The 10,916-nt window shown below is 72.5% G+C and carries 9 protein-coding genes and 1 pseudogene; 6 read left to right on the top strand and 4 right to left on the bottom strand.

Annotated elements, in window-relative coordinates; genetic code table 11:
* A pseudogene (locus AB0C29_RS17245) lies at positions 1 to 585 on the bottom strand (sensor histidine kinase); the annotation flags it as partial.
* Between the two features lie 150 nt (positions 586 to 735).
* Between AB0C29_RS17245 and AB0C29_RS17240 the strand changes: the two are divergent.
* Genes AB0C29_RS17240 through AB0C29_RS17225 form a run of 4 tightly spaced genes read left to right on the top strand, consistent with a single transcriptional unit; the run spans position 736 to position 4,920 of the window.
* The gene (locus AB0C29_RS17240; protein WP_360821222.1) at positions 736 to 2,328 is read left to right on the top strand and encodes an MFS transporter; all 1,593 of its coding nucleotides are present in this window, start codon (positions 736 to 738) and stop codon (positions 2,326 to 2,328) included.
* A gap of 46 nt (positions 2,329 to 2,374) precedes the next feature.
* Complete coding sequence (locus tag AB0C29_RS17235; protein ID WP_360821220.1) at positions 2,375 to 2,989, top strand: TetR/AcrR family transcriptional regulator; 615 nt, start codon at positions 2,375 to 2,377, stop codon at positions 2,987 to 2,989.
* Positions 2,986 to 3,957, top strand: coding sequence for a pyridoxal-phosphate dependent enzyme (locus tag AB0C29_RS17230; protein WP_360821218.1), 972 nt, complete (start codon positions 2,986 to 2,988; stop codon positions 3,955 to 3,957). Before AB0C29_RS17235 ends, AB0C29_RS17230 begins: the two co-directional genes overlap by 4 nt.
* Before the next feature lie 60 nt (positions 3,958 to 4,017).
* Entirely contained in the window at positions 4,018 to 4,920 is a 903-nt protein-coding gene (locus AB0C29_RS17225; protein ID WP_360821216.1) for a DUF5995 family protein, read from the top strand.
* On the opposite strand, the gene AB0C29_RS17220 is transcribed toward AB0C29_RS17225, so the two are convergent.
* Together AB0C29_RS17220 and AB0C29_RS17215 are read right to left on the bottom strand one after the other, a co-directional pair.
* The gene (locus AB0C29_RS17220) at positions 4,907 to 6,406 is read right to left on the bottom strand and encodes a diguanylate cyclase (RefSeq protein ID WP_360821214.1); all 1,500 of its coding nucleotides are present in this window, start codon (positions 6,404 to 6,406) and stop codon (positions 4,907 to 4,909) included. The two genes, AB0C29_RS17225 and AB0C29_RS17220, sit on opposite strands and share 14 nt — an antisense overlap.
* Positions 6,407 to 7,374: 968 nt before the next feature.
* Positions 7,375 to 7,833, bottom strand: a complete 459-nt coding sequence (locus AB0C29_RS17215; protein WP_360821212.1) for an Hsp20/alpha crystallin family protein — start codon at positions 7,831 to 7,833, stop codon at positions 7,375 to 7,377.
* 206 nt (positions 7,834 to 8,039) lie between these two features.
* Between AB0C29_RS17215 and AB0C29_RS17210 the strand changes: the two genes are divergently transcribed.
* Positions 8,040 to 9,458, top strand: a complete 1,419-nt coding sequence (locus AB0C29_RS17210; RefSeq protein WP_360821210.1) for a pyridoxal-phosphate dependent enzyme — start codon at positions 8,040 to 8,042, stop codon at positions 9,456 to 9,458.
* Positions 9,445 to 10,242: a DNA-formamidopyrimidine glycosylase family protein gene (locus AB0C29_RS17205; RefSeq protein WP_360821209.1), complete on the top strand. Its 798-nt coding sequence runs from the start codon at positions 9,445 to 9,447 to the stop codon at positions 10,240 to 10,242. Before AB0C29_RS17210 ends, AB0C29_RS17205 begins: the two co-directional genes overlap by 14 nt.
* Here AB0C29_RS17205 and AB0C29_RS17200 read toward each other — a convergent pair.
* The coding region (locus AB0C29_RS17200) for a hypothetical protein (protein WP_360821207.1) at positions 10,239 to 10,916 on the bottom strand (678 nt) is incomplete at its 5' end. The two genes, AB0C29_RS17205 and AB0C29_RS17200, sit on opposite strands and share 4 nt — an antisense overlap.

Here is a 10,916-nt window from a genome sequence, read left to right as displayed (position 1 = left end):
GCCGTCGTGCAGGTCGCGCTCGATGCGCCGGCGTTCCCGGTCCACCGCCTGCACGATCCCGGCCCGGCTCGCGGACAGCTCGGCGATCCGGCGCCGCAGCACCTCGTGCTCGGGCGGACCGAGGTGCCGGCGGGCCAGCCTCGTGTCGAGCCGGGCCAGGGCCACCACACCCTGGAGGTCGAGGAAGAGCAGCACGCCGCCGAGCACCAGCTGGGCCAGCAGGTCCCAGCCGCCCAGCGAACCGCGTACCAGCCCGCGCACGACCAGGACGGCCAGCACCAGACCGACCCCGAGCAGGCCCAGCACGACGCCGGCGAGCAGGCCGGCACCGACGCGGGCGAGCAGGTAGGGCAGTGGTTGCCGGGCGGGAGGCCATTGCTCACCGAAGAACAGCGAGCGGCGGCGCCGTTCGACGGCGACGAGCCGGTCGGCCCCGGCCCGGGCCCAGCGCCGGGCGGCCGGCCTCCAGCGCGGCACCAGAAGTGCCGGAAGGAGCACGATCCCGCCGATGACCAGGCAGATCAGGGCCAGGACGGCGGTCAGGACCCCGGCGAGGAAGCCGGTGGCCGGCCGTACGGCGTGCACGGGCACCGACTCTAGCGACCCGATCAAGGGTGACGAGACCCACAATACGATACGAGTCTGTTCCGTATCGAGCCGGACAGGTCTACGGTCGGCCAGAGATACGGAACTGTTCCGTATCGGATCAGCCTCCACACTCAGGAGTGGCACCACATGGACGTTCCCACCGCAGAGAACACCGGGCATCCCCGGCGCTGGGCCATTCTCGCCGTACTCGTCATCAGCCTGCTGGTGGTCGTGCTGGACAACACCGTCCTGAACGTCGCCCTGCGGACCATCGCCGACCCGGACGAGGGGGTGGGCGCCAGCCAGAGCCAGCTCGAATGGGCCATCAACTCGTACACCCTGGTCTTCGCCGGTCTGCTCTTCACCGCCGGCATCCTGGCCGACCGGCTCGGCCGCCGGATCACCCTGACCGTGGGCCTGGCCCTGTTCGGCATCGCCTCCCTGGTCTCGGCCTACGCCCAGACCGCCGACCAGCTCATCTGGGCCCGCGCGCTGATGGGCCTCGGCGCGGCGGCGATCATGCCGTCGACCCTGTCGATCATCTCCAACGTCTTCGACCCGCGTGAGCGTGGCCGGGCGATCGGCGTCTGGGCCGGCGCCGTCGGCCTCGGCGTCGCGATCGGCCCGATCGTCGGCGGCCTGCTGCTCGAGCACTTCTGGTGGGGCTCGGTCTTCCTGATCAACGTGCCGGTCGTCATCGCCGGCGTGGTGCTGGTCAGCGTGCTGGTCCCCGAGTCGCGCGACCCCCGCCCGGGCCGCATCGACATCGTCGGCGTGCTGCTCAGCATCGTCGGGCTCACCCTGCTCACCTACGGCGTCATCGAGGGCGGCGAGAAGGGCTTCGGCCAGCCCGAGGCCTGGGGCACGCTGATCGCCGCGGTCGCGGTCCTGACCGGCTTCATCCTGTACGAGCGCCGCATCGCCTTCCCGTCGCTGGACGTCAAGCTCTTCGCCATCCCGCAGTTCTCCGCCTCGGTCGGCGCCATCGGCCTGGTCTTCTTCGCGGCCATGGGCGCCATGTTCTTCAGCGCCTTCTACCTGCAGCTGGTCCGCGGCTACGGCCCGCTGGCCTCCGGCGCGCTGTTCGTGCCGTTCGCCGCGGCCCAGATGGTCTTCGCGCCGCGCAGCGCCGCGATGGTCAAGCGGTTCGGCCCGAAGCTGGTCAGCACCATCGGCCTGCTCCTGGTCGCGGCCGGGCTGGCCGGCTGGATGGTCGTCGGCGAGACCACGCCGATCTGGGTCGTCGGGGCGCTGTTCTTCCTGATGGGCGTCGGCATGGCCAACGTGATGCCGCCCGCGACCGAGGCGATCATGTCGGTGCTGCCCCGCGAGAAGGCCGGCGTCGGCTCGGCGGTCAGCAACACCATCCGGCAGATCGGTGGCGCCCTGGGCGTGGCCGCGCTGGGTGCGGTCGTCTCCTCCTCGTACCGCGACGACGTCACGACGGCCACGGCCGGCCTGCCGGACGCCGCCCGCGAGGTGGCCCAGGAATCCATCTCCGGCGCGTACGGGGTGGCGGCCCAGGCCGGACCGGGCGGGGCCGCGCTGATCAGCTCGGCCAACGACGCCTTCATCACCGCGATGCACTACGCATCCATCGGCAGCACCATCTTCGCGCTGCTGGGCGCACTGGTGGCGGCCGTCTGGCTGCCGGGCAAGCCGCCGGCCGGCGTCCCCGCCCCGACGACAGCCGAGGGGCTGGCCGAGGAGCAGGGCATCGCACTGGTCGACGCGTCATGACAGGGGCAGGTGGCCACGACATGAAGGCTCGGTAACAATGGAGCCCATGACGACGGTCAGCGTGGACGAACCGGCCGGCCAGGACCGCAAGGCTCCTGGCCGGCCGCGCAACGCGCAGGCCGACCAGGCCATCATTCAGGCGGTCTTCGACCTGCTCAGCTCGGGCCAGAGCGCCGACGCCGTCTCCATCGAGGCGGTGGCGGCCAAGGCCGGCGTGGGCAAGGCGACGATCTACCGGCGCTGGCCCAACAAGGAGGCGCTGCTGGTCGACGCGGTGGCCACCATGAAGGGCCCGCTGCCGGAGCCGGTGGGCGAGTCGGTCCGCGACGACCTGATCATGCTGATCTCGGCCATGCGCAACAAGCGGATGGAGCACTACGGCAAGGTCACCATGTGCCTGCTGCCGGAGATCGCCAAGAGCCCCGAGATGCGGCGGATCTACCAGGGCGTCATCGAGCCGCGGCGGGACGTGATGCGCGGCGTGCTGCGCCGGGGCATCACGACCGGCGAGCTGCGCGCCGACCTGGACGTGGAGCTGACCCTGCTGATGCTCTCCGGCCCGACGGCGATGCAGAACATGATGCACTGGAACCCGCAGGTCGCCGAGGACAACTTCGCCGAGCGCCTGGTGGACGCCATCCTCCGCGGTGCCGCCGCGTGAGTGTCACGCTCGGCGATGTCCGTGAGGCTGCCGCCCGGCTCCACGGTGTCGCGCACCGGACGCCCGTGCTGCGCTCCCGCACCCTGGACCGGCTGGCCGGCACCGAGGTGCACCTGAAGGCCGAGAATTTCCAGCGGATCGGCGCCTTCAAGTTCCGCGGCGCCTATCACGCCGTCTCCCGGCTCGACCCCGAGCAGCGGGCCCGGGGCATCACCGCGTACTCGTCGGGCAACCACGCGCAGGCGGTCGCGCTGGCTGCCCGGGAGTTCGGCACGACCGCGGTCATCCTGATGCCCGCGGACACCCCGGCGTCCAAGCAGGAGGCCACCGCGGGCTATGGCGCCGAGATCGTCACCTACGACCGCTACACCGGGGACCGGGTCGCTCTCGGTGCCGCGCTGGCGGCCGAGCGGGGGCTGGCGCTGATCCCGCCGTACGAGCATCCGCACGTGATCGCCGGGCAGGGCACCGCCGCGCTGGAGCTGCTCGACCAGGCCGGTGAGCTGGACGCCCTGCTGACGCCGGTGGGCGGCGGCGGGCTGATGGCCGGCAGCGCCACGGCGGCCAAGGGACTGTTTCCGGCGATCCGGACGATCGGCGTGGAGCCGGAGGCCGGCGACGACACCCGGCGGTCACTGGCGGCGGGGGAGCGGGTGGCCGTTCCGGTGCCGCGCACGATCGCCGACGGCCAGGCCGCGGACATCCCCGGCGAGCTGACCTTCTCGATCAACCGCCGGCTGCTCGACGAGGTGGTCCTGGTCAGCGACGACGAGATCCGCGACGCCATGCGGTTCGCCTTCGAGCGGCTGCGCATCGTGCTGGAGCCCAGCGGCGCCACCGGCCTCGCCGCGCTGCTCGCCGGGCGGGTCCGGCCCCTGCCGCGCCGCACCGGCGTCATCCTGTCCGGCGGCAATGTCGACGCCGTACGCTTCGCAGAGCTGGTCAATCCGGCATTTACTGTCGGGTAGCCGCCGGGACCCTGGTCAGCCGGGACCGTGTTCTCCATGGTGTACGGCGTGGAGGAATCGATGACAGTCACCTTCGACCGTGACGACGCCCAGCGCAGCGCCGGCGTGCTGCGCGACGAGCGCCTGCAACTCACGCCCGCCGTGCCGCGGGGGCGCGGCTGGGCCCCCGCGCACATCGAGGTCGCGGACCTCTGCGGCGCCGAATGCCCCGACATCAGCACGGTGCTCAAACACCTGACCACCGCGCAGCAGATCTTTGACCGCCTGCCCCCGCCGACGGAGAACCGGGTCGCCGCGTTCAACTCGCTCTACTTCACCATCACCGACCGGGTGGCCCAGGCCCTGCGCACCGCCGACGTGCGCAACAAGGACTTCCTGGAGCTGCTCGACGTCGAGTTCGCCAAGCGCTACTTCTCCGCGTTGCGGCTGTGGGGCGACGACGACGCCGCCACCCCGGACGCGTGGGAGGTGCTCTTCCGCCGGGCCCAGGACGACCGCGTCACCCCGCTGGCCGCTGCCATGCTGGGCGTCAACGCGCACATCAACCACGACCTGGCGCTCGCCCTGGTCAGCACGTGGGAGCAGCTGGGCCCGCCGGATCCGGACGAGATCCACCCGGACTATCTGCTGGTCAACAAGATCTTCTTCGAGGAGATCCCCGGGCTGCGCCGGCGCTACTCGACCCCGTTCCAGCTCAAGATCGACCGCCTGGTCGGCAACCTGGACGACTGGAGCCAGCGGGTGCTGGTCTCGGTGACCCGGGCCCACGCCTGGGAGCAGGCCGAACGGCTGTGGTCGTTGCGCGACGACCGGGAGGACCTGGACCGGGCGCTGCTGGTGATGGACCGCGCCTCGGCCTACGTCGGCGAGCTCCTGCTGGTCGGCGACGACCTGGTCAACCTCGGCGGCAAGCTGCTGCGCGGACGGCGCCCGGGCCGCGACGACGACGTCAGGGGCCGCTGACCACCCGGTCCCGGCCCGCCCGCTTGGCGGCGTACAGGTGCTCGTCGGCCCGCCGGACGACCGAGTGGACGTCGTCGTCCGGGCGTAGCGAGGTCAGCCCGATGCTGGTGGTCACCCGCAGACCGGGGGCGACGGCCTCCCAGTCGTACGCGGCGACGGCCGCCCGGGCCGCCTCGCAGGTCGCCGCCGCGTCCGGCAGCGCGGCGTCCAGCACGAGGATGAACTCCTCCCCGCCGTGCCGGCCGGCGTGCCCGCCGAGCGACCGCAGGATGTCGGCGACCCGGCACAGCACGACGTCCCCGACGGCATGCGTCCAGGTGTCGTTGATCAGCTTGAAGTGGTCGAGGTCGAGCAGGGCCACCCCGGCCGGGCGCCCGGCGGCGAGCACGGCGGCAAGCTGCGCGTCCGACCGGCGCCGGTTCCACAGGCCGGTGAGCGCGTCCCGCTCGGCCATCTCCCGGAACAGCTCGGTGTTGCGGTGCGCCTCGTCGACGGCGTACTGCGCGTGCGCGACCCGGGCCATGACCTCACTCTGCTCGCTGCGGCGCACGGTCCAGGCCTCATGAAAATCGACCATCTCCTGGTACGCGGCCTGGAAGTCACCGAGCTCGGCATGGCAACCGGCCAGCATCCGCAACGCCAGCGCGTCGACATCGGGCAACCGGTCCCGCTCGGCGATCTCCCGGCACCTGGCCAAGGTCTGCATGGCGGTGCCGACATTGCCGTCCCGCCGCTGAATGTCGGCCAACGTGATGAGCGCGGCCGGAATCGCATCGGAATCGGTGGGCGCGGCGCGCGCAATGGCCTCCTCGATCACCAGAGTGGCCTCCCGCGGCCGCCCGGTCTCCAACAAGATCCGGGCGACGGTGTCGGCACAGGAAGCGTTCAACGGTTCCCCGGCCTGCTCGCTGTGCGCCCGCATCCGCCCCACCAGCGCCGAAGCACTGTCAAGATCACCATGGGTGTACGAACACCAGGCCCAGTTGTTCAGGTTGGCCAGCATCAGCGCGGGCCGGCCACAGGCATCGGCGAGCTGCTGCGCGGCCTCGAACTCCCCGTGCGAGATCCCGCCGATCCGCTGATCATTGACCTGCAACGCCAGAATGATCGCGTGATCCACCCGGAGGGTGAGCGGATCACCGTCCTCGAGCATCCGGTTGGCCGGATACGCATGCCGCACAGCCTCGGCGTTGTCACCCGCGCGCCACAACCCGCCGGCGACAACCGCATGGGCGTGGGCGAGCACAACCCGGTCCTCGCTGCTGGTGAGCAGCTCCCGCGCCTGCCGAACCCCGTCAGCGACCCGCCCGCCCCGATTGTCGAGCTCGGCCAGCACCAGCCGCCCCAGATCGGCATGCCGCTGATCACCGTCGGCGGTGGCCTGCCGGATGAGCTCCCGGGCCCGCCCGGCCAGCCCGTCATGACGCACATAGATGTCCGCGATCAACGACTCGAACGCGGCGGCAACTGCGGGACGTACCTGCACGCCCGGCCCTATCGGCTCGCCACGGCAACTCCTGAGCGCTCCACACCCGCACCGGACGCGGGCGCGCCGGGGTGGATCGCGGGGCGGAGCTCGACCGGGCTCATCACCTCGACCCTAGCCCTGCCCCCGGACGCTCCGGAACCGAACCGCTTGTAGACCTGCCGGGCGGGGGGCCTTACCGCTCCCGGCATGAGGTGGTGTGGTTGGTCGCCGGCTCTGCCTGCGGCCGGCGGGCGTTTCGCCCGCCGGCCTGTGATCACGTGCGTGGTGGTCTTGGAGCACTGGCAGCCCTGGTGTTGCGGGCGCATCGCCCGCTCGCCTCTTACGCGGTCGGACCTCCGCCGGTGGGCGCATCGCCCGCCTGCGCGGGTCTCGTGCGTGGCGTGAACCGCTGCCAGGCGCATCGCCCGCCAGCGTCGCTGTGCTGTAGGCCTGTCTCGCGGGTGCACCGCTGGCTGGTCTCTCCGCGGTCGGACCTGCCCGGCGGCGGGCGCATCGCCCGCCACCCAGGGTGTCGTGCGTGGCGGTAGGAGCCACTCCCGGGCGTATCGCCCGCGAGCATCGCCTGATGCTTCTGCGGCGCATCGCCGCTGGTCTTCCCCGCGGTCGGTGGTTTCCCAGAGCGGGCGTATCGCACGCTCGTCTTCCCGCGGTCGGACCTTTCCCCCGGCGGGCGCACCGCCCGCCGGGGGAGTCTCGTGCGTGGCGGTTCCGAGCCGCTACGGCGCACCGCCCGCTGGCTCCGCTTCCGCGTAAGCCTGGGCCCGGCGGACGCATCGCCCGCTAACCCGTCCCACGCTCGGTCTCCGCTGCCGGATGCATCTCGTCTCCGCAGCCGCTGCGGGCGCATCGCCTGCTTGCTCCTGGCTGAGGCCGAATCCGGGCAGGCGCACCGCCCGCCCCGGCCCAGTCCGCAGCTTGATGCCCGGCGGGCGTAACCGCCCGCCGGGCGTTCGGGAGGAGTGCGGTCAGGAGCTCATGATCGCCTGCTGCGGCGCCGCCTCGCCGGTCACGGCGGGCGTGCCGGTGGTGATCTCGATGCGGCGGGGCTTGGCGGCTTCGGCCACCGGGATGGTCAGGGTCAGGACGCCGTCCTGCCAGGTTGCGGCGATCTTGTCGAGGTCGAGACCGTCGCCGAGGGTGAGCCGGCGTTCGAAGGTGCCGGTTGCGCGTTCGCGGCGGACCCACTGGACGTCGGCGTCGGTGCGTGCGCTTCGTTCGGCGCGGATCGTCAGGACCCGGTTGTCGACGTCCACCTGGACGGAGCCGGGGTCGATGCCGGCCAGGTCGCAGTGCAGGACGAAGTGGTCACCTGAGCGGTACAGGTCCATCGGCATCGCCAGGGTTGCCGTGCTGCCCGCGGCTCCGCCGAACATCTGCCCGGCCAGCCGGTCGAACTCGCGGAAAGGATCGAAAGTCAGCACCACGGGATCCACCTCCTCGACGTGGCCCGCCGGCCTGCCCGGCGGGCGCGTGGCGCTCGGCTCAGATCAGATCTGCCGAGGTCGTGCCGCGCATCGAGGTGGTCCATCACCGCGATGAGCAGCAGCGACAAGTATTTTTTTAGCACTGTGCCCGGGGGAGTGCCAAGTCCTTTCGAAGAAAAAATCGCCGGCTCTGGCAAGATCGGTCCATGCTTGTGGACCGGGCCGGACGCCGCTACCCGCTGGACGAGCCGCGCTGGCGCGGCGACGACGGATCGCCGCTGCTGGTCGAGCCGCTGCCCGGCATCACCCGGGACGACGTGGACACCACGGTACGGTCGCAGTGGCGTTACGCCGCCGCGCTGCCGCAGCCGCTCGGCCGGCGGATCACCCTCGGCGAAGGGCTCACGCCGCTGCTGCCGTTCGACGTCGACGGGGTGCCGTTGTCGGTCAAGCCGGAGTGGTTCAACCCGACCGCCAGTTTCAAGGACCGCGGCACCACCGTGATGATGTCGGCCCTGGCCACGCAGGGCGTCACCGAGATGCTCGAGGACAGCAGCGGCAACGGCGGTTCCTCGGTGGCCGCGTACGCGGCGGCGGCCGGCATCCGGGCCACCATCCTCGCGCCCGAGTCGACCTCACCGGCGAAGATCCAGCAGAGCCGGGTGCTCAACCGGGAGGTGCCCAACCTGCGCGCCGCGCTGGCCCACGACCTCGTCGCGGACCCCGGAGCGGCGCTGCGGACGGCGGGGCTGCTGGAGTGGTTCTGGTTCCGGGGCGGGCACGTGGCCGAAGGGCTGCGGCTGCTGACCACGGCCCTGGCCGGGGCGCCGGACGCGCCCGCGTTCGACCGGGCGCTCGCGCTGGCCACCTGCGGGACCCTGCGGTTCATCGGCGGGGACGTCGACGGTGCCGCCGAGTGCCTGTGGCAGGCGAAGGCCCTGGTCGCGGAGCCGGACAGCCAGGACGGGTGGCGCCTGGTCAGTCAGCTGCGCTACTACGAGTCGCTGCTGTGGTCGGCGCGCGGCGACTACGACACCGCCGCGGTCCGGGCCCGGGAGTCGATCGCGGTGAGTGTGCGGATCGGCGAGCGGTGGGCCACGCCGGCCGGTGAGATGGCGCTCGGCGGGGCCCTGACCGGGCTCGGTGAGCTGCTGGAGAGCCGCCGGGTGCTCAAGGGCGCGGCCGCGCACGCCAGTGAGCTGCGGCAGAACTGGATCGCCGCGATGAGCGAGCTGCTGCTGGCCCGGGCCTGGCTGGTCCCGGCCGACCCCGATCCGGCCGCGGCGCTGCGCGAGCTCGGTGCCGCCCTGGGCCGGTTCCGGGAGGAGGACGACGACGGCAACGTGCTCTCCTGCCTGCACACCGGCGCGTACGCCCTCACGCTGAGCGGCCGCCCCGAGCTGGGTGCGACGCTGCTGGCCGCCGTACGCCACCAGGGCGCCCGCCGCGGACTACGGCCCGAAGCCACCGACCCGACGACCTCGGCCGCCCTGAACAACGCCCTCGACCAGGCCCTCGATCCGGTGACCCGGGCCGCCGCCGACGCCGGTGGCGCCACGCTGGAACCGGCCGCGATGATTGCGATGCTGTCGGCTGGGCAGGAGCAGAGCCATGCCCGAAGGTGACACCGTATGGAACACGGCACGAGTCCTCGAACGCGCGCTGCAGGGCGACGTGCTGACCGGCTCGGACTTCCGGGTGCCGCAGCTCGCGACGACCGACCTGACCGGCTGGACGGTGGCCGAGTCGGCGAGCCGGGGCAAACACCTGCTGCTGCGGCTGACCAGCGGCGAACGGGCCATGACCCTGCACTCGCACCTGCGGATGGACGGTGCCTGGCGGGCGTACGCGCCGGGTGAGCGCTGGACCGGCCGCCCGGCGCACCTGATCCGGGTGGTGCTGCGGACGAAACGCTCGGTGGCGGTCGGCTACCACCTGCACGAGGTGGCGTTGCTGCCCACGGCCGAGGAGGAGAAGCTGCTGGGCCACCTGGGACCGGACCTGCTCGGCGCCGACTGGAACGCCGATGAGGCGGTCCGGCGGATCGCGGCGAAGCCGGACGTCCCGATCGGTGAGGCGCTGCTGGACCAGCGCAACCTCGCCGGGGTCGGCAACCTCTACAAGGCCGAGACGCTCTTCCTGCGCGGGCTGTGGCCGTGGACGCCGGTCTCCGCGGTGGCGGACCTGGCCGGCACGGTGAAGCTGGCGCAGAAGCTGGTGGCCTCCAACCGCGGACGCTGGACCCAGACCACCACCGGCTCCCTGCGCCGGGGACAGACCAGCTACGTCTACGGTCGGCGGGCGCAGCCCTGCCGGCGCTGCGGCTCGGCGATCCAGAAAGAGGACCAGGAGGAACGGATCACCTACTGGTGCCCGCGCTGCCAGCCACGGACTGAAGGCTCTTCCTAGGCCGCGGGGGTGGCGGGCCGCCGCAGCTCGGACAGCCCCTCGGCGATGCCGCGCAGGCGGTCGGTCGCCTCGATCAGGCCACCGAGCGCCGGGTGCTGGGTGGAGGCGGGGTGGCCCTCCTCGGCGACATAGCTCGCCGCAGCCGCGACCAGCCGTTCGTACGCGCCCACGCCCTCGGTGAACTGCTTGGCCAGGCTCTCGTGGGCCTGCTCGATCCCCGGGCGCTGATCCGGCGGGCTGAGCGGGATCGCCCGTTCGACGCTGGCCACCCGCTGGCCGAGGTCCCGCAGCCACTGCTCGGCCACCGCGGCCTCCAGCATCGCGGCCTCGCCGGGCCCGGTCAGCCGGCCGGCCAGCCCGGTCAGCGTCATGGCCGCCCGGTCCAGCCTGTCCCAGGCCTGGGCGACGGCGGAACCGCGCAGCGCGTAACGCTCCTTGTGCCGGCGGACCTCCTGCAGCACCTGCCGGCCCGCCGGGAACCGCTCGACGGCCGCCACCAGCCGCTGGCCGGGGATGGCCGGCGGGGCGGGCGGCGGCGCCGGGATCGCGGCCAGCGCCCGGTGGTCACTCCAGCGCCACCAGGCCAGCGCCACGGACGCACCCGCCGACGCGGCCCAGGCCGCGTCGGGGATTGCGGTGCCCGCGTACGGGGTGTGCACGGCAGCGGCAGCGGT

The organism is Actinoplanes sp. NPDC048791 (assembly GCF_040650095.1).
Lineage (GTDB): Bacteria > Actinomycetota > Actinomycetes > Mycobacteriales > Micromonosporaceae > Actinoplanes.
The sequence above is the reverse complement of the archived record's forward strand: the minus strand, read 5'-3'. Positions and strand labels throughout refer to the sequence as shown.